At 63.8% G+C, this 22,776-nt stretch carries 21 protein-coding genes; 12 read left to right on the top strand and 9 right to left on the bottom strand.

Annotation, left to right across the window (positions count from 1 at the left end; translation table 11 throughout):
- The first annotated feature begins 96 nt into the window (after positions 1 to 96).
- Positions 97 to 2,865: a PAS domain-containing protein gene (locus FHR27_RS14360; protein WP_179538891.1), complete on the top strand. Its 2,769-nt coding sequence runs from the start codon at positions 97 to 99 to the stop codon at positions 2,863 to 2,865.
- Between the two features lie 68 nt (positions 2,866 to 2,933).
- Here the strand turns inward: FHR27_RS14360 and FHR27_RS14365 are convergent, their stop codons facing one another.
- Together FHR27_RS14365 and FHR27_RS14370 are read right to left on the bottom strand one after the other, a co-directional pair.
- Positions 2,934 to 3,371 carry a hemerythrin domain-containing protein gene (locus tag FHR27_RS14365; RefSeq protein ID WP_042551785.1) on the bottom strand — a complete coding sequence of 146 codons (438 nt, stop codon included), beginning with the start codon at positions 3,369 to 3,371 and terminating at the stop codon, positions 2,934 to 2,936.
- 157 nt (positions 3,372 to 3,528) lie between these two features.
- Complete coding sequence (locus FHR27_RS14370; RefSeq protein WP_082045663.1) at positions 3,529 to 3,864, bottom strand: ArsR/SmtB family transcription factor; 336 nt, start codon at positions 3,862 to 3,864, stop codon at positions 3,529 to 3,531.
- 53 nt (positions 3,865 to 3,917) lie between these two features.
- Here FHR27_RS14370 and FHR27_RS14375 point away from each other — a divergent pair, with 53 nt between their 5' ends.
- The gene (locus FHR27_RS14375; RefSeq protein ID WP_179538892.1) at positions 3,918 to 5,009 is read left to right on the top strand and encodes an NADH:flavin oxidoreductase/NADH oxidase; all 1,092 of its coding nucleotides are present in this window, start codon (positions 3,918 to 3,920) and stop codon (positions 5,007 to 5,009) included.
- 302 nt (positions 5,010 to 5,311) lie between these two features.
- Positions 5,312 to 6,625: a sensor histidine kinase gene (locus FHR27_RS14380; protein WP_179538893.1), complete on the top strand. Its 1,314-nt coding sequence runs from the start codon at positions 5,312 to 5,314 to the stop codon at positions 6,623 to 6,625.
- Here FHR27_RS14380 and FHR27_RS14385 read toward each other — a convergent pair.
- Together FHR27_RS14385 and FHR27_RS14390 are read right to left on the bottom strand one after the other, a co-directional pair.
- Positions 6,600 to 7,757, bottom strand: coding sequence for a phospholipase D-like domain-containing protein (locus tag FHR27_RS14385; RefSeq protein WP_042551790.1), 1,158 nt, complete (start codon positions 7,755 to 7,757; stop codon positions 6,600 to 6,602). The two genes, FHR27_RS14380 and FHR27_RS14385, sit on opposite strands and share 26 nt — an antisense overlap.
- A 133-nt stretch (positions 7,758 to 7,890) precedes the next feature.
- Positions 7,891 to 8,184, bottom strand: a complete 294-nt coding sequence (locus tag FHR27_RS14390; RefSeq protein ID WP_042551791.1) for a hypothetical protein — start codon at positions 8,182 to 8,184, stop codon at positions 7,891 to 7,893.
- A gap of 238 nt (positions 8,185 to 8,422) precedes the next feature.
- Between FHR27_RS14390 and olsB the strand changes: the two genes are divergently transcribed.
- Positions 8,423 to 9,166: an L-ornithine N(alpha)-acyltransferase gene (gene olsB, locus FHR27_RS14395; RefSeq protein WP_444964386.1), complete on the top strand. Its 744-nt coding sequence runs from the start codon at positions 8,423 to 8,425 to the stop codon at positions 9,164 to 9,166.
- A 120-nt stretch (positions 9,167 to 9,286) separates the two neighbouring features.
- Positions 9,287 to 10,063: a lysophospholipid acyltransferase family protein gene (locus FHR27_RS14400; protein ID WP_179538894.1), complete on the top strand. Its 777-nt coding sequence runs from the start codon at positions 9,287 to 9,289 to the stop codon at positions 10,061 to 10,063.
- A 3-nt stretch (positions 10,064 to 10,066) separates the two neighbouring features.
- On the opposite strand, the gene FHR27_RS14405 is transcribed toward FHR27_RS14400, so the two are convergent.
- Complete coding sequence (locus FHR27_RS14405; protein WP_179538895.1) at positions 10,067 to 11,116, bottom strand: AbrB family transcriptional regulator; 1,050 nt, start codon at positions 11,114 to 11,116, stop codon at positions 10,067 to 10,069.
- A 430-nt stretch (positions 11,117 to 11,546) separates the two neighbouring features.
- On the opposite strand from FHR27_RS14405, the gene FHR27_RS14410 reads away from it, so the two are divergent.
- Positions 11,547 to 12,458, top strand: coding sequence for a GntR family transcriptional regulator (locus FHR27_RS14410; protein ID WP_042551795.1), 912 nt, complete (start codon positions 11,547 to 11,549; stop codon positions 12,456 to 12,458).
- A 56-nt stretch (positions 12,459 to 12,514) separates the two neighbouring features.
- Here FHR27_RS14410 and FHR27_RS14415 read toward each other — a convergent pair whose 3' ends face one another.
- Positions 12,515 to 13,090 carry an acyl carrier protein phosphodiesterase gene (locus FHR27_RS14415; protein WP_042551862.1) on the bottom strand — a complete coding sequence of 192 codons (576 nt, stop codon included), beginning with the start codon at positions 13,088 to 13,090 and terminating at the stop codon, positions 12,515 to 12,517.
- 156 nt (positions 13,091 to 13,246) lie between these two features.
- On the opposite strand from FHR27_RS14415, the gene FHR27_RS14420 reads away from it, so the two are divergent.
- Together FHR27_RS14420 and FHR27_RS14425 are read left to right on the top strand one after the other, a co-directional pair.
- Entirely contained in the window at positions 13,247 to 13,558 is a 312-nt protein-coding gene (locus FHR27_RS14420; RefSeq protein WP_179538896.1) for an ArsR/SmtB family transcription factor, read from the top strand.
- A 92-nt stretch (positions 13,559 to 13,650) separates the two neighbouring features.
- A complete protein-coding gene (locus FHR27_RS14425) occupies positions 13,651 to 14,700 on the top strand; it encodes an alkene reductase (protein WP_042551797.1) in 1,050 nt (349 codons plus the stop codon).
- A 278-nt stretch (positions 14,701 to 14,978) separates the two neighbouring features.
- On the opposite strand, the gene FHR27_RS14430 is transcribed toward FHR27_RS14425, so the two are convergent.
- The 3 genes from FHR27_RS14430 to FHR27_RS14440 all read right to left on the bottom strand — a co-directional run bounded on the left by FHR27_RS14430 (position 14,979) and on the right by FHR27_RS14440 (position 17,970).
- A complete protein-coding gene (locus FHR27_RS14430; RefSeq protein ID WP_179538897.1) occupies positions 14,979 to 15,848 on the bottom strand; it encodes an ATPase in 870 nt (289 codons plus the stop codon).
- 180 nt (positions 15,849 to 16,028) lie between these two features.
- Positions 16,029 to 17,015 (bottom strand): NAD-dependent epimerase/dehydratase family protein, encoded by a 987-nt coding sequence (locus FHR27_RS14435; RefSeq protein ID WP_179538898.1) that lies wholly within the window; start codon positions 17,013 to 17,015, stop codon positions 16,029 to 16,031.
- Positions 17,016 to 17,076: 61 nt separating this feature from the next.
- Complete coding sequence (locus FHR27_RS14440; protein ID WP_179538899.1) at positions 17,077 to 17,970, bottom strand: LysR family transcriptional regulator ArgP; 894 nt, start codon at positions 17,968 to 17,970, stop codon at positions 17,077 to 17,079.
- Positions 17,971 to 18,122: 152 nt separating this feature from the next.
- On the opposite strand from FHR27_RS14440, the gene FHR27_RS14445 reads away from it, so the two are divergent.
- The 4 genes from FHR27_RS14445 to FHR27_RS14460 all read left to right on the top strand — a co-directional run bounded on the left by FHR27_RS14445 (position 18,123) and on the right by FHR27_RS14460 (position 22,776).
- Positions 18,123 to 18,725: a LysE/ArgO family amino acid transporter gene (locus FHR27_RS14445; protein ID WP_042551801.1), complete on the top strand. Its 603-nt coding sequence runs from the start codon at positions 18,123 to 18,125 to the stop codon at positions 18,723 to 18,725.
- Between the two features lie 69 nt (positions 18,726 to 18,794).
- Entirely contained in the window at positions 18,795 to 19,634 is an 840-nt protein-coding gene (locus FHR27_RS14450; RefSeq protein WP_042551863.1) for an EamA family transporter, read from the top strand.
- A gap of 201 nt (positions 19,635 to 19,835) precedes the next feature.
- Entirely contained in the window at positions 19,836 to 20,417 is a 582-nt protein-coding gene (gene sodB, locus FHR27_RS14455) for a superoxide dismutase [Fe] (RefSeq protein WP_042551802.1), read from the top strand.
- A gap of 295 nt (positions 20,418 to 20,712) precedes the next feature.
- Positions 20,713 to 22,776, top strand: coding sequence for a putative bifunctional diguanylate cyclase/phosphodiesterase (locus FHR27_RS14460; RefSeq protein WP_042551803.1), 2,064 nt, complete (start codon positions 20,713 to 20,715; stop codon positions 22,774 to 22,776).

Genomic DNA, 22,776 nt, shown 5'->3' on the forward strand with positions numbered 1-22,776 from the left:
GCGGCGGTGCTGCGCTGAAACAATGAACCTGTGAACGCCAATGCCTCTAATGGCTAACTCCTGGCTGTCGCCCGTCCGCAAGCACAAGGTGCCCTCGTGCAATCCAGCAAAGATTTCGATTGGTCATCGACGCCGCTTGGCGCACTCGAGAATTGGCCAGCCGCGCTACGCACCACCTACGGCATCATGAGCACCAGCAGCTTCGCCATGTGCGCGACCTGGGGCCCGGAACGCACCCTGATCTACAACGACGCTTACATACCCTTCCTCGGTGATCGCCATCCCAAGGCGCTTGGCATGGCGATACACCTCGTCTGGAGCGACGTGTGGGACGCCATTGGCCCACTGGTGGAAAAAGTACTGGCTGGCACTCCGATTCATGACCAGAACATGCACCTGGTGATGACCCGCAACGGCTACCCCGAAGACACTTACTGGACGTTTTCCTACAGCCCTCTGGAAGACGCCTCAGGGGCAGTCGCAGGCTTCCTCAACGTAGCCATCGAAACCACTCAGGTGGTGACGATCCAGCAGCCCGCCATCGCCAACGCCGAGCGCGTGCAACTGGCCCTCGCGGCAGGGGCCATTATCGGCACCTGGTTCTGGGATCTGCCCACCAACCGCTTCACCGTGGACGAGGCGTTCGCCCGCAACTTCGGTCTGGACCCGGCGCTTGGCCGTGACGGCCTCAGCCTGCAACAGGTGGTCGAAACGGTTCATCCCGACGATATTCAGAGCCTGCTCGATGCCATCAACGAGGCAATCTCCCGCGGCGGCCCCTACGCCCACCAGTATCGGGTGCGGCGGGCCGATGGCCGTTATTACTGGCTGGAGGCCAATGGGCGCGTCGAGCTGGCGGCCGATGGCAGTGGGCTGAGTTTTCCTGGCGTGCTGATCGACGTGGAAGAGCGACGCGCCATCGAGGGCGAGCGCGACCGTGCCATCGCCCGGGTCATGGCGCTCAACGATGAACTGGAGCAGAAAGTCATCGCGCAGACCTTCGAGCGTGGTCGCACCTGGCAGATAACGCCGGACCTGCTTGGCGTACTCAACGACGATGGCTTTTTCGAAGCCTCCAACCCCGCCTGGCAGGCGACCCTGGGCTGGACCGAAGAGGAACTGTCCAATACCCACTTCCAGGCATTCGTACACCCCGAGGACCAGGCCGATACGCAACGCGTCTGGCGGCAGATCAAGGAGGCTGGCGAGCCGGCCCTGGGCCTGGAGAATCGCTTCTGCAGCAAGGATGGTGAATGGCGCTGGCTGTCCTGGGTGGCCGTGCCCAGTGGCGGCAAGACCTACTGCTCCGCCCGGGACGTGACCCGCGAGAAGCTCAACCGGGCCGAGCTGAAAAAGCGCACCGCCGAACGCGACCGCCTCTGGGAAAGCACCAATGACCTGATGGGGTCTGCCGGGCTCGATGGTTATTTCAAGACGATCAATCCGGCATGGTCACAATTGCTTGGCTGGGAACCGGAACAGCTGCTTCGCGCGCCCTTCATGGACGTGGTGGTCGAAGAGGACCGAGCCGATGTCAGCGCCCTGATGCAACGCCTCGGCAACGGTGAGAAGGTCAGCGGCTTCACCAGTCGCCTGCGCTGCAAGACCGGTGAAGCACGCTCGTTCCTGTGGACGGCCGCGCCAGACGCACAAGGTAGCATCATCCATTTCGTCGGCCGCGACGTCACCGCCCAGCACATGGCTGAAGAGTCGCTGCGCCAGTCCCAGAAAATGGAAGCGATCGGACAATTGACCGGGGGTATCGCCCACGACTTCAACAACCTGCTCGCGGGTATTTCCGGCTCGCTGGAACTGATGCATCTGCGCATCGAACAGGGCCGCTTCCATGAACTGACCAAATACATGGGCTCGGCGGAAACCGCCACCCGCCGTGCCGCCGCCCTGACCCATCGCCTGCTGGCCTTCTCGCGCCGGCAGACGCTGCTGCCCAAGCCGACGGACGCCAACCTGCTGATCGCCGGCATGCTGGAGATGATCCAGCGCACCGTGGGCCCGGCAATCAGCCTGGAAAGCGAGTTGCTGCCCGACCTGTGGACCGCACTGGTGGATGCCTCGCAGCTGGAGAATACCCTGCTCAACCTGTGCATCAACGCCCGTGACGCCATGCCCAATGGCGGCGTGATCAGGACCACCACGCAGAACCTGTGGATAGACGCCAGACGGGGTGCGACGCTCAACCTGCCCGAGGGCCACTACCTGAGCCTGGCCGTGCAGGACAATGGTGTGGGCATGTCGCAACAGGTGGTCGCCCGTGCAGTCGAACCCTTCTTCACCACCAAACCGATGGGCGAAGGTACCGGTCTCGGCCTGTCCATGGCCTACGGTTTCGCCAAGCAGTCCGGCGGTCAGATGCGCATCACCTCGACGGTGGGCGAAGGCACGGTAGTGACCCTCTACCTGCCACGTCATGACGGCAAGGCGGAAGTCGAGGCGACGCCCTCCTCCATCGCCGGGCTCGAGCTGACGCCCGGGGGCAGTGGCAAGACGGCGCTGGTTGTCGATGACGAACCGGCGATCCGCATGCTGGTCAGCGAAGTGCTCGAAGAACTTGGCCTGCAGGTGATCGAAGCCGGCGACAGCGCCGAGGGCTTGAGCATTCTGCAATCGGAAACGCAGGTGGACCTGCTGATCAGCGACGTCGGCTTGCCAGGCGGCATGAACGGCCGGCAAATGGCCGATGCCGCACTGACTCGCCGACCGCAGATGCCCGTACTGCTGATTACCGGTTACGCGGAAAACTCACTGCTCACCGATGGCCAGTTACGCCCGGGAATGACGGTGCTGACCAAGCCGTTCACCCTCGATGCGTTGGCCTCGCGCATACGCGAGTTGATGGTCGGCTAACCGTCGACGCCTCTTCAAGGCTGCAGACGCATGGCCGCGCGATCGGCAGCTCGCGCGGCAAACCGCTCTCAGCCCAGAGCGTCCTCGTAGTCCTTGACGTAGTCGCTCGCCAGCGCGGTTTTCTGCTGCTGGGTGAGCATCTTGCCGGCCTGCTGGAAGAAGGTGTGTTCCTCGTCCTCCAGGTGATGGAAGATCTTCTCCTTCAGCTTGCGAGCGGTGGCGATCCACGAAGGGCTGGAAGGATCGGTTTCTTCCAGGGTCTCCAGCAGTTCGTCCATCTCGTGGTGCTCGGCGACACCGTGGCGCGAAAGATCGACACCGGAGTCGTGCTTCATCAGCGGCGAGTAGAAGAACCGCTCTTCCGCTCGCGCATGGGCGAGAAGCTCCTCTTTCAGCTCACGGTAATACTGGGCGCGCTCCGGCGAATCGCCCTGGGTGGCGACCAGCGCCTCGGCCATGGCCCGCTGGCGATCGTGGCTTTCTCGCAATGCTTCGAATATCTGCATGGGGTTCTCTCATCAGGTTACGGATTGTCCGTGGCCTTTCGAGGCCATCTGCAGAGTCAGACCGAGGCGGCAAAATCGTGGTTCAACCAATAAACACGCGCGACCGAGCCCACCGGCACATGCGGCAGGAAAAAAAGCAGTGGGTGTGAGTGGTGTATCAGTGCTGCGAAAGGATGGCGGTCAGCAGCCCGGGAAAGCGCGTATCCAGCTCGGCGCTGCGCAAGGAGTTCATGTGCGTGGTACCGATGTTGCGCGTATGCACCAGACCGGCATCACGCAGCACCCTGAAATGGTGAGACATGCTGGACTTCGGGCGGCCGCCATCGAGCTCACCGCAAGTGGCCTCCGCCACACCGGCCAGGCAGCGAACGATCTCCAGGCGAACGGGGTCACTCAGGGCGTACAACAGACGCTCGAGTGTCAGGTCACGGGGATCGGGATGTTTGAAGGGGCGCATGGTGCACATGATAACGGGGCTATCGACAATTGCCATAGTTCGATTATGATCGAACAACAGTAACGAACGAATCAATCTGGAGTTAGCCCATGTCTGCGCTGTTCGAACCCTTCAAGCTGAAAGACGTCACCCTTCGCAACCGCATCGCCATCCCGCCGATGTGCCAGTACATGGCCGACGACGGCATCATCAACGACTGGCACCACGTTCACCTCGCTGGCATGGCCCGTGGCGGCGCCGGCCTGGTGGTCGTCGAGGCTACCGCCGTTGCCCCGGAAGGCCGCATCACCCCCGGCTGCGCCGGCATCTGGAGCGACGAGCACGCCCAGGCATTCGTCCCGGTGGTGCAATCCATCAAGGCCGCTGGCTCGGTGCCAGGCATCCAGATCGCCCACGCTGGCCGCAAAGCCAGCGCCAATCGCCCATGGGAAGGCGACGACCACATCGCCGATAACGATTCACGCGGCTGGGAAACCATCGCGCCATCCGCCATCGCCTTTGGCGCCAACCTGCCGAAAGTGCCGCGCGCCATGACCCTGGAAGACATCGCCCGGGTACGCCAGAACTTCGTCGACGCGGCCCGCCGCGCCCGTGACGCCGGTTTCGAATGGATCGAACTGCACTTCGCCCACGGCTACCTGGGCCAGAGCTTCTTCTCCGAGCACTCCAACCAGCGCACCGACGCCTACGGCGGCAGCTTCGACAACCGTAGCCGCTTCCTGCTGGAAACCCTCGCTGCCGTGCGCGAAGTCTGGCCCGAGCACCTGCCGCTGACCGCTCGTTTCGGGGTGATCGAATACGACGGCCGTGACGAGCAGACCCTCGAAGAATCCATCGAACTGGCACGCCGTTTCAAGGCGGGCGGTCTGGACCTGCTGAGCGTCAGCGTCGGCTTCACCATCCCCGACACCAACATTCCATGGGGCCCGGCCTTCATGGGGCCCATCGCCGAACGCGTACGCCGCGAGGCCGACCTGCCGGTGACCTCCGCCTGGGGCTTCGGTACGCCGCAATTGGCCGAAGAAGCGGTCAAGGCCGGCCACCTCGACCTGGTGTCCATCGGCCGCGCCCACCTGGCCGACCCGCACTGGCCGTACTTCGCCGCCAAGGAACTGGGTGTCGACAACGCCTCCTGGACACTGCCAGCCCCCTACGCCCACTGGCTGGAACGCTACCGCTAAGCGGCGATAGCGCGGTCGCCCGGCTGCGACGCCAGGTAGTTGATTCGAAAGCGGCGAAGCCGGCCAATATCCCTGGCCGGCTTTGCCGCTTTCAAGATGAGGTTTCTGACCGCTGCCGCTTGGCTCCGACTCTTTGTCCCTCCAAATCGGCTTCCTCCGGGTGGTTGCGCAATCACCGAAAGCCCGCCTGTGACTCCGCCAGCAAGGCCGAAAACAAGCGCGCCCGATCACCTCACAAGTTGCTTGCCGTTCATCGGCGGCACAGCGCATGATGCGGCCATTCCCTGCCTGCGGTACCTCCGATGCCCCATCGCCCTGCCCCCTTCACGCTCGATGAGGAAGAGCGTGTTCTTTCTCTGGAACACCTCGAGGTTCTCGACTCCGCTCCGGAGCAGGGCTTCGATGACGTGGTGCAACTGGCGACCACCCTGTGCGAAACACCGATCGCTCTGGTGTCACTGGTCGACCGCGAGCGGCAGTGGTTCAAGGCGTGCATCGGCCTGGAGGTCAGTGAGACCCATCGCGATCTGGCGTTCTGTGCCCATGCGATTCTCGAGCCCGAGGAACTGCTCGTCGTGGAGGATGCCAGCCAGGATCCGCGCTTCCAGCAAAGCGCTCTGGTACTCGGCCCGCCCTACATCCGTTTTTACGCAGGTGCGCCGATTCGTACCGACGCGGGCCACCCACTGGGAACCGTCTGCGTGATCGACACACGACCACGTACGCTCAGCGCGGCGCAGCGCGTTGCACTACAGGCGCTGGCACGGCAAACCGCAGCGCTGCTGCAGTTGCGTCTGCTCGAAGTGCAGCGTGAACAGCGAGCCGGTGAGTTGATCGTGCAGTTGCAGCAGGCTCAGGCTCAACACCGCGAGGCTGAAGAATCGCTGCGCCATGCGCGGCGCGTGTCTTCTCTGGGAATGCTCACGGCGAGCATCGCCCATGATGTGAACAACCTGCTGCAAGTGCTGAGTGCCAGCCTGCAGATGGCTCATCTGCGTGCCCGTCGACCGGCGGAGGTGGAGCGTTTCTGCCAGACCGGCCTGCAAGCGGTGGAGCAAGGTGGCATGCTGATCCGCCAGTTGCTGGCCAACGTGCGTCAGGACGGCCCGGAGCTGGCCTGCGTCGATATCAGCGAACGCATCGAAAGATCCCGTGACTTGTTCGCTGGCACCCTGGGCGATGCCATCGAACTGAGCTTCGACCTGGCGGCCAGAGACGTGGCGGTGATGTGCGACGAGGTGCAACTGCAGGCCGTGGTGCTCAACCTGCTCAGCAACGCCCGCGACGCCATGCAAGGCCGCGGTCAGGTGCAGATCGCCACGCGCCAGCAACAGGTCTCGGGGGATTCGCTGCTGGGCGACGGCACCTACCTGGTGCTCAGCGTCAGGGACACTGGCCCGGGCATGTCCGAGGAACTGGCGAGCAAGGTGTTCGACCCGTTCTTCACCACCAAGCAGGCGGGCCAGGGAACCGGGCTAGGGCTGGCCCAGGCGCGTGATTTCGCCAACGACACCGGCGGTGACGTGCGTGTCGAAACGGCGCCAGGCGCCGGCACCACCATGAACCTCTACCTGCGAGTGCTGGGCCGCATCAGCGCCGTCGGTCGAGCAGGTTGACCACCAGACGGTCCAGCCAGCCCCACAGGCGCTGACGCAGACGCTTCCAGAACGGTCGCGCCTGCCACATCTGCAGGTCGACCTCACGGCTCTGCGGGAAGTCGACTTCGAAGCTCCGCTGCACCGCCTCGGTGAAATCCGCATCCAGGGTCTCGACGTTGGCATCCAGATTGAAACGCAGGTTCCAGTGGTCGAAGTTGCAGGAGCCGACACTTGTCCAGTCGTCCACCAGCACCATCTTCAGATGCAGAAACCGCGGGCGGAATTCGAAGATACGCACACCGGCCTTGAGCAATCGCGGGTAATAACGCTGACCGGCGAAGCGCACGGGTGGGTTGTCGGTGTGCCGGCCACTGAGCAGCAAGCGAACGTCGACGCCCCGCGCTGCGGCCTTGCGCAGAGCACGGCGCACTTTCCAGGTAGGCAGAAAATAGGGTGTGGCCAGCCACACGCGCTGCTGCGCGCCATTCAGGGCGCGGATCAACGACTGCAGAATATCGCGGTGCTGGCGGGCATCGGCGTAGGCCACCCTGCCCCAGCCCGCTCCGGCGGACGGCAGGTGGGGTAGCGGCTTGCGGTGCGGCGTGAGGTAAGGGCGCCAGGCGAAACGCGCATTGTTGGCCTGCCACTGACGGTCGAACAGCTGCAACCAGTCGGCCACCAGCGGCCCGTCGATCTCCACCATCACTTCGTGCCAGGCGCTTACCGGTTCGCTGGGCGTCCAGAACTCATCGGTAGAACCGGTTCCACCGACGAAGGCGACCCGGTCGTCGACCACCAGCAGCTTGCGGTGATCACGGTACAGATTGCGCGCACCGCGGCGCCAGCGTATCGGGTTGTACCAGCGCAGCTGTATACCGGCATCGAGCATCGATTGCCGGTCCTGCTGGCCAAGCCCCTGGCAGCCGAAGGCGTCGAACAGACAGCGCACCACCACGCCCCGCCGTGCGGCTTCGCACAGGGCACGCAAGAGCGCGTCGGTACAGGCACTGCTGACCACCAGATACTGCTCGAGCTCGACCGTTTCCCGGGCCGCGTCGATGCACGCGATCATCCGCGGGAAAAAGGCAGGGCCATCGTTGAGCAGGGTGAAGCGATTACCTTCCCGCCAGGGAAATACCTGACCGGACATCAATCGTTCTCAGCGGGCAAAAGGTAGGACGACGGGCGCATGGCATTTCGGCCGAGGGCTAGTGATGCGCCACGATAGCCGCCCGCGAGCGCCTTGCAAAGCGCCACCCAAAGGCTGCCATGGGGCTCGTGCATCACTGCCGCTGGCCGCACATCCGACAGCGGCCTCCCACCATCACTCCCGTGCAGCGCTGGCAGTCGCCGTTCAGGGTGCCGCGGCGCCAGCGCCAGATCTGCAGCAGACGCTGCACAGCCCACAAGGCCCCGCCCGCCGGTAGCAGGACCATCCAGGGAAAAAGCGCCCGCACGGTCGGCGCCCAGGATGCCAGCGCAGCCCCCTGCTGCGACAACAGCACCAGAGCCATCATCAGGATCGCGCCGCCGATGATGAGGATGAAGGGCACAGCCAGGTTTCTGACGAAGAACATCCGCGCACACGCTCGAGAACTATCGGGCGCCTATGGTAAGCAAGGTTGCGCAAAGACTGAACCTGATCGTTGGTCGCCCCTGTCACACAAGCATCATCGAAGCTTCACAGTGGTGACACCCGCCCTGCCTAGCCTGCAATTGTTTCCTGAGTTTGCTCAGGTCAGCAGGCCAATCCGGTTCGAGTGCGCAGCAACGCTGCCCCGACCGCAACGGAGGTAAGGCATGACCCAGAACGCCATGGCACCCGCGCGCAGCACCACTCCCCGTCGCCTGCAGGCAGAACGCCTGACCACCTCGCGCGCCCTGCGCGAAGCACAGGCCCTGCGCTTTCGTGTGTTCAGCGCCGAGTTCGACGCCAAACTGAAAGGCGCCGAGTTGGGCCTGGACATGGACGACTACGACCTGCACTGCCAGCACATCGGCGTGCGCGACCTGAACAGCGGCGAGCTGGTGGCCACCACGCGCCTGCTCGACCATCAGGCCGCAGCCGGCCTCGGCCGTTTCTACAGCGAAGAAGAATTCGCCCTGCATGGCCTGCGCCACCTGCAAGGGCCGGTGCTGGAGATCGGCCGCACCTGCGTGGACAGCGCGTACCGCAACGGCGGCACCATCGCCGTGCTGTGGGCCGAGCTGGCCGAAGTGCTCAACGAAGGCGGCTATCGCTACCTGATGGGCTGCGCCAGCATCCCCATGCAGGACGGCGGCATCCAGGCGCAAGCGATCATGCAGCGCCTGCGCGAGCGCCACCTGTGCACCGAAAACCTGCGTGCGGAGCCGAAAACGCCGCTGCCTGCCCTGGAGCTTTCCGGCAACGTCATCGCCGAGATGCCGCCACTGCTCAAGGCTTACATGCGTCTGGGCGCGAAGGTGTGTGGCGAGCCGTGCTGGGACAAGGATTTCCAGGTCGCTGACGTGTTCATCCTGCTCAAGCGTGACGAGCTGTGCCCGCGTTATGCGCGGCATTTCAAGGCGGCGGTCTGAGTGAAAACTTGCTGGCGGCAGCCGGGCGCGGTAGATAATGCGCCGCAGGTTGCCGCCAATGGCTCACGGCTGCGACCAGCGTACGCGTCCACCCACCGCCCTGCAGGTCAGAAACCGCCTATGAGTAAACTGCGTTTGTATGTGCGTCTGATCCGCCTGCTGGTGGTGATCGCTGCAGGTACCCTGCTCGCCGCCTCGCTGGTGCCCATCGAACGGCTGACCCGCCGTGACCTGACGGGCCTGCGCCAGCGCATGACCCGCTGGTTCATGGCGCGCCTGAGCAACGCATTGCCCTTTCGGGTCAGCGTTAGCGGGCAGTTGCCGCAAAAACCCATGCTGTGGCTGAGCAATCACATTTCCTGGACCGACATTCCGCTGATCGGCATGCTGGCGCCGCTGTCGTTCCTGTCCAAGGCCGAAGTACGCACCTGGCCGATAGCCGGCTGGCTGGCACACAAGGCCGGTACGCTGTTCATCCGCCGGGGTGCGGGAGATGGCGGATTGCTGAATCAGCAGCTGGGCCGCCACCTGAACGGCGGCAGGCACCTGCTGATCTTCCCGGAAGGCACCACCTGCGATGGCACGGCACTGCGCACGTTCCACGGCCGTTTGCTGAGCAGCGCCATCGAAAGCGGCATTGCGCTGCAGCCTGTGGCCATCCGCTACCTGCGCGACGGTAAGCGCTGCCCCGTGGCGCCCTTCATCGGTGACGACGATATGCTCTCGCACCTGCTGCGCCTGATGAGCAGCGATGTCGCCGAGGTGCAGATCCAGTTGCTGGAGCCGATCGACAGCACTTCGGGCAACCGAAACGAACTGGCCCGTCGCGCCCAGGCAGCCGTCAATGCCGCGCTGTACGGCGCGGACCAAAGCCAGGATGCCGCGCAGGCGGCATGAGGCTCACGACTTTGCCAGCGCCTGATTTTCCGTGCGCAGCCAGCGCCTGAAAATCGGTTCGGCAAGGAACAACACCAGGAACAGGCGGATCACTTGCATGGCGGTCACCAGCGGTACCGCCAGTTGCAGCGTTTCCGCGGTCAGGCTCATTTCGGCGATGCCGCCCGGCATCATGCCCAGGGTCAGGGACTGGAAGTCCAAGCCGCTCACCCAGCCGATCAGCACGGCAGCGAGGAACGCCACCAGCATCATCGCCAGGGTGGTGACCAGCGTGCGGGCCAGGAAGGACGGCGCGTAGCGGAAGAAAGCACGGTTGAAGAAACAGCCCAATGCGCTGCCGATCATCAATTGTCCGACCTGACTGGCGCCAGCAGGCAGGGTGCTGCTCAGGTCGAAACCGATGCTGAACAGCGCGCTGATCAGCAGTGGCCCGAACAGCCAGGGGTTGGGCTGCTTGAGCCGCTGCAGCAGCCAACCGGCGCCCCCCGCCAGTGGCAGAATCATCGCCAGCCAGGGCCAGTCGGGGTTGGACGCGTGCAGGTGAACCTCACCCTCGCCCATCAGAAACTTGAACAGCGCCGGTACCAGCAATACCACCGCAACAACCCGCAGACTCTGCGCCGCCGCGACGCGGGTCAGCTCGGCACCATTGCGCGCGCCCAGGTTGACCATTTCTCCGGAGCCGCCAGGCATGCTCGAGAAGTACGCGGTCGCCATGGTTTCCCCGGTTCGGCGCATGAACCACACGCCGATGATGCTGCTCAGCACGGTGATCAACGCACCGATGACGATAGGTATCAGGTGCCCGGCGATCTGCCCGACCAGTGCCGGGGTGAAGTGCAAACCGATACCGATACCGATGATCCACTGACCAAATTTGCGGCCTCCGGGAAATGGTCGCAGCTGCCAGGCCGTGGCACAGCGCACCAGGATGACGGCGACCAGCGAGCCGATCATCCAGGGCAGCGGCCAGCCGATGGCGCTGGCGATCACGGCTCCGATCGCGCCAACCAGGGGCGTTCCCAGGTAATTCAGCCAGTGGCCTTTGAACATTGTTTTCCCTTGGATGGATACGACTGCAGTACCGCGATAACGCCACGTCGAGTGGCGCACCGCGAAAAAAGCCAGCTCATGCGGAGCGATCGGATCAGCCGACGTGGCTGATCGAGCGTCGATGGGCGCTGGAGAGAATCGGAGGCGACACAACGCGTATGCTCTTTGTCGTCACGCAGCTCATCCGATCACCGAAAAACCAGATGAAAGCCCGCCAAAGCGATACTCATCGGTTACTCAGGGAATGCAATATTGATCTTAATTCAAACAAAAAACAATATTCGTTTATCGTAACGAAGCGCTGCAGCATCTTTGCGCGCAGCGGATTACGTAGCAGAATGCAGCGCCTGGCTGCTGAAATCGGCCAGTTCGACAGTGTCCCGGACGAGACTCGACGCCCACCGTAATGGCTCAGGAAAACAACACCCCGATGGTTCTCACCGCCTTGCAGAAACGCGTTGCCCGCGAGGTCATCGCCTACGTCCGCCACGAGCGCCTGCCCGTTGGCCATCACCTGGCGGAGTCCCATCTGGCGCAGACCCTGAACACCTCACGCACGCCGGTGAAGTTCGTCCTGAACCATCTCACCGAGCGCGGCATGCTCAAGCACGACCGCAACCGAGGCTTCTTCCTGGCCCGGGCAGCCGACGACCTCAACGATCTGGTGTTGGAGATTGCCGAAGCCGAAGAGAATTCGGTGTACATGAAATTCGTCGAGCTGCGTTTGTCACGGCAGCTCCCGGAGCACCTCAGCGAAATCGACCTGATGCGCCAGTTCGGTGTATCGCGCACCGAACTGCGCTCGGCGCTGCTGCGCATGCAGCAGGAAGGCTGGGCCGAACAGCGCACGGGCCAGGGCTGGCGCATGCTGCCGGTGATCGATTCGATAGAGGCCTACGAGGAAAGCTTCAGTTTCAGGGTCACCATCGAGCCGGCCGGTCTGCTCTCACCGACCTTTCAGGTCGACCAGAAGGTACTGGCGCTGTGTCGCCAGCAACAGGAATACATCGCCACCACCGGCTACCTGAGCATGACCACCCAGGAACTGTTCGAAGCCAATTCGAAATTCCACGAGATACTCGCCGGCTTTTCCGGCAACCGCTTTCTGCTGCAATCGCTGAAACGCCTCAATGGCTTGCGCCGCCTGGTCGAATACAGCGTGGACCTGCCCAGGCCGACGCGGCGCAAGCAGGTACTGGAGCATCTGGAAATTCTCGACCTGATCGAACGCGGCGACCGCCTCGGTGCCGCTGACCGCCTGCGTGCGCACCTGGAAGGTGCCAGACGCAACAAGCTCAACCCGGCCCTGCTCGAACGACTCGGCCTGCAGAACGAAGACTAGGGTGTGTTGAGGTTTCGCCCACGGCCCTTCGGCTCGCGCTGAAACGTCAACAGACCCTAGCCCCGCTGCTCGCGGGCGAAGGCCATGAGCTGCGGGTAGAACGCGCGGAAGTCCTCGCTCAAGGGCTCGTACAGACGGCGCAAGTCGTCCAGCCCGCCATCCAGCAAGCCAGGCCGCGACAGGCGACGCGACATGCCGGCGATCACCTGGCCAAGCACCTCGAAATCCCGATAACTGCCCAACCAATCCTGAGCGGCCATACGCGGCGCCATGTACTGCAAGTGGCCAGGCAACTGCGCCTCGGCGGCCAGTATCTGGTAAACGCGGGTGGTAAAGCGATCCAGCGGCTGCTCGCTGTAACGCTGCCAATCCCGCGCCAGGCAATGGTCGAAGAACAGATCGAGGAAGATCCCGGCGACCCGGCGGCGCTCTGCGGGAAAGCGCGCCCGGGCCTGGGCCTGCAGCGGATGGCTGTCGGTAAAGGCGTCGATTCGCCGGTGCAACGCGATGCCCGCTTCGATGGTAGCCGGCCACTGTCCGGTCAGCGGCCCTTTGACGAAATCGCCGTACAGGCTGCCGAGCAGTTCGGCGGGCGCGTTTCCGCCCAGATGCAGATGTGCGAGGTAGTTCATGTCCGGCAGCTTAAGGCCTGGGCCTGCCACTGGCGAGATGCCGCCCATCACACCGGTCGATATGCATTATCTGCCTGAACGATCTGTATATCGCCAAGTCCCGATATAGAGTTCGCTGCATCGCGATATTGCGTTGCACCGATATCAGGAGAACCGATGAGCAGCGACGACATCGAATTGGATGACGTCATCAAAGCCCTGGCCCACCCCGTGCGCCGGGACATCCTGCGCTGGCTCAAGGAGCCCGAGGCGTATTTCGCCCAGCCGGATCACGCCTTCGACATCGGCGTGTGTGCCGGCAAGTTCGATGAGCGCACGGGCCTGTCGCAATCCACGGTATCGGCACATCTGGCCACCTTGCAGCGTGCCGGTCTGGTGACCAGCCGCAGGGTCGGCCAGTGGAATTTCTTCAAACGCAACGACGCAACCATCGATGCCTTCCTGCGCCAGATCGGCCAGGCACTCTGATTCTCCGGCGCGGATCGCCACCTTGCCGATCTCTTCCAACCGCACACCCGTACATCAACCCGTTCCGAGCGAATGACCCAAGGATCCTGACCATGACCACACTGTTCGACCCCATCAAGATCGGCGATCTGGAACTCGCCAACCGCATCATCATGGCCCCCCTGACCCGCTGCCGCGCCGACGAAGGTCGTGTGCCCAATGCGCTGATGGCCGAGTACTACGTACAGCGCGCATCGGCTGGCCTGATCATCAGCGAAGCCACGTCGGTCACACCGATGGGCGTGGGCTACCCGAATACCCCCGGCATCTGGTCCGACGATCAGGTGCGCGGCTGGAGCGGCGTGACCAAGGCGGTACATGCCAATGGCGGCAAGATCGTTCTGCAACTCTGGCACGTGGGGCGGATTTCCGACCCGTCGTACCTGGACGGCGAACTGCCGGTGGCCCCCAGCGCCATCCAGCCCGCCGGGCACGTCAGCCTGATTCGCCCGATGAAGGACTACGTGACCCCACGTGCCCTGGAAACCGAAGAGATCGCCGATATCGTCGAGGCCTACCGGCTGGGCGCGGAAAACGCCAAGGCTGCCGGCTTCGACGGCGTGGAAATCCACGGCGCCAATGGCTACCTGCTCGACCAGTTCCTGCAGGACAGCACCAACCAGCGCACCGACAACTACGGCGGCTCCCTGGAAAACCGTGCGCGCCTGCTGCTGGAGGTCACCGATGCCGTGCTGAGCGTCTGGGAACCGGGCCGTGTCGGCGTGCACCTGGCGCCCCGCGCGGACAGCCATGACATGGGCGATTCCAACCGCGCGGAAACCTTCACCTACGTGGCTCGCGAACTCGGCAAGCGCAACATCGCCTTCCTCTGCGCTCGCGAGCGGGAAGCCGATGACAGCCTGTCGCCGAGCCTGAAAGAAGCCTTTGGCGGCGTATTCATCGCCAACGAGCGCTTCTCGAAGGATCAGGCCAATGCCTGGCTGGCCAGCGGCAAGGCCGATGCGGTGGCCTTCGGCGTGCCCTTCATCGCCAACCCGGACCTGCCGGAGCGCCTGCGCCAGGGCGCCGCACTGAACGAAGCGCACAGCGAGACCTTCTACGGCTCGGGCCCGGTCGGCTATATCGACTACCCGCGCCTGTAACTTACGCCGCGCAACAAAAAGCCCGCGTTCTCACGCGGGCTTTTTGTTGGCTGGCAATTCTCTAAAATGGCAAATCGCAGTTGCACTTACGGTCTAGCGAGCTAGAGACCTGCAAGGGCCAGGCGCCCCACAAAACCAGGCGAGCAAGCGCAGTGTACTGGTGTACATGAGCATGACTTGCTTCGCTCACCCTTCGGGCCGCGCTAAAGCGCGTCAGCCGCGAGCGGCTGTCCGAGCCTGTTTTCAACGCCGCAGGGCCGACGCGCAGCAGATCGCCCTTAGCGCGCGTCGATCTGCTGCTGCAAGTTCTGGATTTGCGCCTGCAGCGTGTTGACGCTGCGCGTGGTCTGCGCGCGGAACGCGTCGAACTCGGCGGTACTGCTGCCACTGCTGGCCGCCGGGCGATTGTCCATCTGGCTCTTGAGCACCAGCAGATCCTGCTCCAGGCGATCGACAGCGGCGTTGGAGTTGCCAGCCTTCTTCAGTGCTTCGATGTCACCCGCCAGACTCCTGACCTGGGTCGTCAGTTTGCCGGCATCCGCCTGGGCGCTCTTCAGGGTGGCCAGTTCGCTTTTCACGGCAGCCAATTCGCTTTTCAGCGAGCCTTGCTCGCTACCGAGGGTCTTGAGGCTCTCGTCGTACTTGCCCGTGTCACCCTGCTGGGCCTTGAGGTCGGCGATCAATTGCTCGATGCGCTTGTCCTGCCCGCTCTGCTGGCCACCAGCGGCCTGCTGTTGCTTGGTCAGTTCGGCAACCTTGCCTTCCAGCTGACGCACTTGCAGGCGCAGGGCCTCACTGCCGGTGGTGACGTTGGATTCGGCTGCAACCACCTTGCCGGAGATGTCCTGAATGCGGCCAGCCGCTTCTTCACTGATACGCGCGAAGCTTTCCTGCGTGGCGACCAGTTGCTGCTCCATCAGGTTGATCTGCTGGAAGCTCCACCAGCCCACGGCGCCCAGCGCGATGCTCAGCGCACCCACCAGTGCCCACAGCGGGCCGGTGCTGGCTGCACGGGGTGCGACAGCGGCCTTGCCAGGAGCAGCGGCACGGGCATAGGGCTGCGGCTCGGGGTCGAAATCGTCCTGATCGCGGCGATCCGGCGTCAGGCTGGGCACGTCATCGAATTCGTCGTGGGCATCGTTACGCATGTAGGGAGACCTTGAGAAAACCACGGTGGAGGCAAATTGCCGCGCAGTATACCGATTCGCACGTGGCGCTTGGGTGTCGTGCCGTCAGGAAATGGCGGCACCGCGGCGGGCGTATTGCGCAAAAAGACCCACCGGATACCCATCAGGTTCCGCAGCGCCCTGCCGTGCAGAAACCTGGAGCTACCCCTGAGCCCGCCACCAGCGACAGAACTCGTCGAGCGCTGGCCACAAGCCGGCCCTGGCTTCGTAATCCAGGTGCTGCTGCGCCTGGCTGATGTCCAGCGAGAAGTTGCGACTCATCACATCCACGCTCAGCCGTGACAGCGACGGCTCGGGGCGCCCCGGCAACAGGCTGCAGAGCCCCTCGTTGAGGGTCGCCACGCTGCGTGCCAGGCCGACCGGGACATGCCGGGTGACCACCGGCATCTCCAGCTGGCGCAGCACGTAATTGACCACATCCCAGAGCGGCACCGCTGCGCCATTGCTGATGTTGTAGGCCTTGCCCAGGGCCGGACCGGCGGCCAGCAAGGCGCTGAGCAGGGCCTCGTTGAGGTTGTGCACGCTGGTGAAGTCGACCTTGTTCAGGCCATTGCCGATGATCGCCAGGCGCTTCTTGCGTTGCATGGCGATCAGCCGCGGGAAAATGCTCACATCGCCTGCCCCGGTGACGAAGCGCGGACGCAGGGCAACCACTTCCAGGCCAAACTCCTGAGCACCGAACACGCGCTGTTCGGCGAGAAACTTGGTACGCGCATAGTGGCTGGAAAAACGCTTCGGCACCTGCTCTTCACGCAGACCGACATGATCGCGCCCATCGAAATAGATAGACGGTGACGACAAGTGTACGAGTCGCCGAACCCGGCGTTTGAGGCACGCTTCGATGACGTTTTCGGTGAGCAGGACGTTGCCGCGATGAAAATACTCGTAGCGCCCCCAGACACCCACGGCACCCGCGCAATGCACCACGGCCTCGACGTCGCTGCACAGCGACAGGGCCAGCTCCGGGTCGTTGAGGTCGCCGGGCATGAAGTGCGCGCCACGGCGCAGCAGATGCTCCAGGGCGTCTTCTCGGCGCCCGGTCACGCGCACGTCCAGGCCCTGCTCCAGGGCATAACGGGCAAAGCGCCCGCCAATGAAACCGCTTGCTCCGGTGACCAGAATCTTCATCACGTCCTCCGCTCGCTCGTCGGCGCACTATAAAGCCTGGCGCGGTGTCGCTGCAGACCGCTCACGTGATTGGCACCAGATAATCACCTGCATGGCGATGCAAATGCCCGGTCAGGCGGTCGAGCAGCTCGCCGCCATTGCGCCAGTGATGCCAGTACAGCGGCACGTCGATGGGCCGGTCGGCGAGCAGTTCGACCAGCTCACCGCTGGCCAGCGCCTCCTGCATCTGCGGCTCGGGGACCATGCCCCAGCCCAGGCCCTCGGCAGTCAGCCGCAGGAAGCCTTCCGACGATGGGCACAGGTGATGCAGAAAGCTGCCCGAGATACCCAGCTCATTGAGGTAGCGGTGCTGCAACTGGTCATCCGGGCCGAACACGATCGCTGGCACATGGGCCAGGCGCTCGGCCGTCACGCCGTTGGGAAAATGGCGAGTGACGAAGGCCGGGCTGGCCATGGCCCGATAGCGCATGGCACCGAGCGGCAGGCTGCGAGCGCCGGAAACCGGGCGCTCGGCCGCACACACGCAGGCCGCCACATCACCGGCGCGCATGCGTTTGAGGCCCACTTCCTGATCCTCGACCACCAGTTCCAGCAGCACGCGGTGGCGGGCACAGAAGTCCGCCACCGCCCGCGCCCACCAGGTGGCCAGGCTGTCGGCGTTGACGGCGATGCGCAGCCGCTGGGTCTCACCATCGGCCTCCAGGGCCGGCACCTGCTCCTGCAGATCGCGCTCGAGCAGGCGCACCTGCTGCACATGGTTGAGCAGGCGTCGGCCGACATCGGTGGGCGTCGGTGGCATGGCGCGTAGCAGCACCGGCTGGCCGATGCGCGCTTCCAGCAGTTTGATGCGTTGGGAGACCGCCGATTGCGATAGCCCCAGGACCTGGGCACCGCGCTCGAAGCCAGCCTGTTCGACGACCGCGGCAAGGGCGGCCAGCAACTTGTAATCGAGCAATCGATTTTCCTAATGAGCGATCAGCAATATTGCTTTTTCTTATACAAGCAATCGCCGCAGACTGATAGCCATCCCTCCCCTATTCAGGATGCATCGCTCATGTCGGATCCCGGCAATTCGGTTTTCATCACTCCAGCAAGGACGTACTGATCATGTGGCAGAGCTACAGCAACGGCCTGGCGATCACAGCCGGCCTGATCATCGCCCTCGGCGCGCAGAATGCGTTCGTCCTCGCCCAGAGCCTGCGCCGCGAACATCATCTGCCGGTGGCGCTGCTGTGCATCGTCTGCGATGCCCTGCTGATCAGCGCGGGCGTATTCGGCCTGGCCACCCTGCTGGCGCAAAGCGAATTGCTGCTGAGCGTCGCACGCTGGGGCGGCGCGGCCTTTCTGCTCTGGTACGGCGCTCAGGCGCTGCGGCGTGCCTGCCGGCCGAATGCCCTTCAGGTACAGGGCGACACGCCTCGCTCGCTGCGCGCGGTGTTGCTGGCGACCCTGGCGGTGACGCTCCTCAACCCCCATGTGTACCTGGATACCGTGCTGCTGATCGGCTCCCTCGGCGCCCAGCAGAGCGTCCCCGAGGCTTACGCGGCAGGTGCCGCCAGTGCTTCGCTGGTGTGGTTCATGTGCCTGGCGCTCGGCGCGGCCTGGCTGGCGCCGTGGCTGGCTCGGCCGCTGACCTGGCGAATCATCGACCTGATCGTCGCCGCGATGATGTTCGCGATTGCCTGGCAACTGATCGCCAGCCCGCTCTGACCCAGGAAGGGCTTCGGGACCGGGCCAGGTGCTATGCTGCGACCCTTGTCGAAATCTGCCGGAGCCTTCGTGGAAACCAGCGTCTTTCTCATGGTCATCGCTTCGGCGGCTCTGCATGCAGGCTGGAACGCGCTGCTGAAAATAGGTCTGGATCGTTTTCTCACCGCTTCGCTGATCCAGATCGGCGCCGGGACCGTCGCGCTGCTGGCCCTGCCGTTCGTACCGATGCCGAATGCCGCGGCCTGGCCATGGATCGTGCTCTCGGCAATCCTGCACATCGGCTACAACGTCTTTCTCAGCCGCGCCTACCGATATGGCGACCTGGGCCAGGTCTATCCGATTTCCCGGGGCAGCTCTCCATTGCTGGTGGCAGGCCTCTCGGTACTGCTGCTGGGTGAAGTCCTGCCTGCCGGGCAACTGCTCGGCCTGGCGGTGCTGGTCGCCGGCATCTGGCTGATGGCGGTCCGGGGTGGCAGCGGCAAAGCCAACGGCGGCCTGCTGTTCAGCGCGCTGATGACCGCCCTGTTCATCGCTGGCTACACCCTGTCCGACGCCAGCGGTGCCCGCGCCAATGGCGACCCGCTGTCCTATTCGCTGTGGCTGTTCGCCGTGAACGGCCTGGTGATGGCGCTGATCATTCTCGGCCAACGCGGCCCTCGCATCGTTGCCGAACTGGGCCCGCACTGGAAGGCCGGACTGCTCGGCGGGGCCATGTCGATGTTCGCCTACAGTATCGTCATCTGGGCGATGACCCAGGCCCCGGTGGCGCTGATATCGGCCCTGCGCGAGACCAGCGTGGTGTTTGCCCTGCTCATCGGCAGCCTGTGGCTGAAGGAGAGCCTGCCGCCGATTCGCCTGCTGGCCTGCCTGATCATCCTCGCCGGCGTGGCGACCATGAAGCTCGCCTGAGTCGCTGCGAAGCAGGATCGGCGCGATTGCCGACGAAGGCTCTAGCACCGCTTTCCCGCACAGTTGCTGCGTGGTTATGCGGTAGCCCCGGTGCTATGATCCCTGCCCTGCGTCGCAAAGGGTATAAATCCGCCGACGCATGTTTGGCCGCCCGTGATCGGCCTTGCGCTCATCGCAACTGACCTGATTAGGAGAATAACCATGGCTTTCGAATTGCCGCCGCTGCCTTATGCACATGATGCTCTGCAGCCGCACATCTCCAAGGAAACTCTGGAGTATCACCACGACAAGCACCACAACACCTATGTCGTGAACCTGAACAACCTCGTGCCCGGTACCGAGTTCGAAGGCAAGAGCCTGGAAGAAATCGTCAAGACTTCCTCCGGCGGCATCTTCAACAACGCGGCCCAGGTATGGAACCACACCTTCTACTGGAACTGCCTGAGCCCCAACGGCGGCGGTCAACCGACTGGTGAGCTGGCCGCGGCCATCGAAAAATCCTTCGGTTCCTTCGAGAAATTCAAGGAAGAGTTCAGCAAGGTCACCATCGGCACCTTCGGTGCTGGCTGGGGCTGGCTGGTGAAGAAGGCTGACGGTTCCCTGGCACTGGCCAGCACCATCGGCGCCGGTTGCCCGCTGACCGCAGGCGATACTCCGCTGCTGACCTGCGATGTGTGGGAACACGCTTATTACATCGACTACCGCAACGTCCGTCCGAAGTATGTCGAGGCGTTCTGGAACCTGGTCAACTGGGACTTCGTGGCGAAGAACTTCGCCGCCTGATCCCTGACGTCACGCTTGCCTGCAAGCGAACGTGCTGCATGATAGAGATGCCCTCCCGACGCGAGTCAGGGGGGCATTTTTTCGTCTGCAGGGTGCATATTGCGGTGCGCGGCACAGGCGTCGGGATCGACGGACGGTACTCAAGACTTGAGGGCGGCCTCCGAAACAATGCAGGTGCTGCGGGAAACCGGCACTATTGGATGAACGCCGTGCAGCACTGGCCTTTGACTGCTACCGCGACTTTGCCAATACTCAACCCCTATCCGGCGCCCGGTATCGCACAAGGAACTGCCATTTGAAGCTGGAACTCAAGCACAGTCTGTCCGTGAAACTGCTTCGCGTCGTGCTGTTGTCCGCGCTTGCCGTTGGCGTGGTGCTGAGCCTCGGCCAGATCGTGTTCGATATCTACAAGACCCGCCATTCGATCACCAGCGATGCCCAGCGCATCCTCGGCATGTTCCGCGACCCCTCGACCCAGGCGGTCTACAGCCTCGACCGCGAGATGGGCATGCAGGTCGTCGAGGGCCTGTTCCAGCATGAATCGGTGCGCCATGCCTCGATCGGCCACCCGGGCGAGCAAATGCTGGCGGAAAGAAGCCGGCCCCTGGCCGAGCCGTCCGTGCGCTGGCTGACCGACCCGATTCTCGGTGAGGAGCAGGATTTCACCATCCGCCTGGTGGGCCGCGAACCCTACAACGAATACTACGGCGATCTGAACATCACCCTCGACACCGCCCTGTACGGTGAGAGCTTCATCACCAACTCGGTGATCATCTTCATTTCCGGGGTACTGCGTGCACTGGCCATGGGCCTGGTGCTGTACCTCGTCTACTACTGGCTGCTGACCAAGCCGCTGGCCAAGATCATCGAACACCTGAGCAGCATCAACCCGGATCGCCCCAGCGAGAACAAGCTGCCCATGCTCGCCGGCAACGAGAAGAACGAGCTCGGTTTGTGGATCAACACCGCCAACCAGTTGCTCGCCTCCATCGAACGCAATACCCACCTGCGCCGCGAAGCCGAGAACAGCCTGCAGCGCATGTCCCAGTACGACTTCCTGACCGGCCTGCCGAACCGCCAGCAACTGCAGCAGCAGCTCGAGCAGATCCTCGAGGATGCCGGGCGTCTGCAGCGTCGGGTTGCCGTGCTGTGCGTCGGGCTGGATGACTTCAAGGGCATCAACGAGCAGTTCAGTTACCAGACCGGCGACCAGTTGTTGCTGGCCCTCTCCGATCGCCTGCGCAGCCACAGCGGACGGCTGGGCGCCCTGGCCCGCCTGGGCGGTGACCAGTTCGCCCTGGTGCAGGCCGATATCGAGCAGCCCTACGAGGCTGCGGAGCTGGCGCAAAGCGTGCTGGACGACCTGGAGGCGCCGTTCGCCCTCGACGACCACCTGGTGCAGTTGCGCGCGACCATCGGCATCACGCTGTTTCCGGAAGACGGCGACAGCCCCGAGAAGCTGCTGCAGAAAGCCGAACAGACCATGACCCTGGCCAAGAGCCGCTCACGCAACCGCTACCAGTTCTACATCGCCAGCGTCGACAGCGAGATGCGCCGCCGCCGCGAGCTGGAGAAGGATTTGCGCGAGGCTCTCGCGCAGGATCAGCTGCATCTGGTCTACCAACCGCAGATCAGCTTCAGCGATCACCGCGTGGTGGGCGTAGAGGCGCTGCTGCGCTGGCAGCATCCGCAACACGGGCTGGTGGCGCCGGACCTGTTCATCCCGCTGGCCGAACAGAACGGCAGCATCATCCCGATCGGCGAGTGGGTGCTCGATCAGACCTGCCGTCAGCTTCGCGAGTGGCATGATCAGGGCTACGGCGACCTGCGCATGGCGGTCAACCTGTCCACCGTGCAGTTGCACCACGCCGAGCTGCCACGGGTGGTCAACAACCTGATGCAGATGTACCGCCTGCCCGCCCGCAGCCTGGAACTCGAAGTGACCGAAACCGGCCTGATGGAAGACATCAGCACCGCCGCCCAGCACCTGCTCAGCCTGCGTCGCTCCGGAGCGCTGATCGCCATCGACGACTTCGGCACCGGCTACTCGTCGCTCAGCTACCTGAAGAGCCTGCCGCTGGACAAGATCAAGATCGACAAGAGCTTCGTGCAGGATCTGCTCGAGGACGAGGACGACGCCACCATCGTTCGCGCCATCATCCAGCTCGGCAAGAGCCTGGGCATGCAGGTCATCGCCGAGGGCGTGGAGACCGCCGAGCAGGAGGCCTACATCATCGCTCAGGGTTGTCATGAAGGTCAGGGCTACTACTACAGCAGGCCGCTGCCGGCCCGCGAACTGACCCAGTACCTCAAGCAGTCCAGCCGCGCGCAGCACCGCGTGAATCCGGCAACGCTCTGA

Source organism: Pseudomonas flavescens (assembly GCF_013408425.1).
Taxonomy (GTDB): Bacteria; Pseudomonadota; Gammaproteobacteria; order Pseudomonadales; family Pseudomonadaceae; genus Aquipseudomonas; species Aquipseudomonas fulva_A.

Bases quoted from the DNA above. Each gene is read 5' to 3' on its own strand.
- FHR27_RS14380 (WP_179538893.1), top strand. From the start codon at position 5,312: ATGCCCCATCGCCCTGCCCCCTTCACGCTCGATGAGGAAGAGCGTGTT.
- FHR27_RS14405 (WP_179538895.1), bottom strand. From the start codon at position 11,116: ATGTTCAAAGGCCACTGGCTGAATTACCTGGGAACGCCCCTGGTTGGC.
- FHR27_RS14430 (WP_179538897.1), bottom strand. From the start codon at position 15,848: ATGCGTAACGATGCCCACGACGAATTCGATGACGTGCCCAGCCTGACG.
- FHR27_RS14365 (WP_042551785.1), bottom strand. From the start codon at position 3,371: ATGCAGATATTCGAAGCATTGCGAGAAAGCCACGATCGCCAGCGGGCC.
- FHR27_RS14410 (WP_042551795.1), top strand. From the start codon at position 11,547: ATGGTTCTCACCGCCTTGCAGAAACGCGTTGCCCGCGAGGTCATCGCC.
- sodB (WP_042551802.1), top strand. From the start codon at position 19,836: ATGGCTTTCGAATTGCCGCCGCTGCCTTATGCACATGATGCTCTGCAG.
- olsB (WP_444964386.1), top strand. From the start codon at position 8,423: ATGGCACCCGCGCGCAGCACCACTCCCCGTCGCCTGCAGGCAGAACGC.
- FHR27_RS14390 (WP_042551791.1), bottom strand. From the start codon at position 8,184: ATGTTCTTCGTCAGAAACCTGGCTGTGCCCTTCATCCTCATCATCGGC.
- FHR27_RS14425 (WP_042551797.1), top strand. From the start codon at position 13,651: ATGACCACACTGTTCGACCCCATCAAGATCGGCGATCTGGAACTCGCC.
- FHR27_RS14370 (WP_082045663.1), bottom strand. From the start codon at position 3,864: ATGGCAATTGTCGATAGCCCCGTTATCATGTGCACCATGCGCCCCTTC.
- FHR27_RS14415 (WP_042551862.1), bottom strand. From the start codon at position 13,090: ATGAACTACCTCGCACATCTGCATCTGGGCGGAAACGCGCCCGCCGAA.
- FHR27_RS14420 (WP_179538896.1), top strand. From the start codon at position 13,247: ATGAGCAGCGACGACATCGAATTGGATGACGTCATCAAAGCCCTGGCC.
- FHR27_RS14385 (WP_042551790.1), bottom strand. From the start codon at position 7,757: ATGTCCGGTCAGGTATTTCCCTGGCGGGAAGGTAATCGCTTCACCCTG.
- FHR27_RS14375 (WP_179538892.1), top strand. From the start codon at position 3,918: ATGTCTGCGCTGTTCGAACCCTTCAAGCTGAAAGACGTCACCCTTCGC.
- FHR27_RS14435 (WP_179538898.1), bottom strand. From the start codon at position 17,015: ATGAAGATTCTGGTCACCGGAGCAAGCGGTTTCATTGGCGGGCGCTTT.
- FHR27_RS14400 (WP_179538894.1), top strand. From the start codon at position 9,287: ATGAGTAAACTGCGTTTGTATGTGCGTCTGATCCGCCTGCTGGTGGTG.
- FHR27_RS14445 (WP_042551801.1), top strand. From the start codon at position 18,123: ATGTGGCAGAGCTACAGCAACGGCCTGGCGATCACAGCCGGCCTGATC.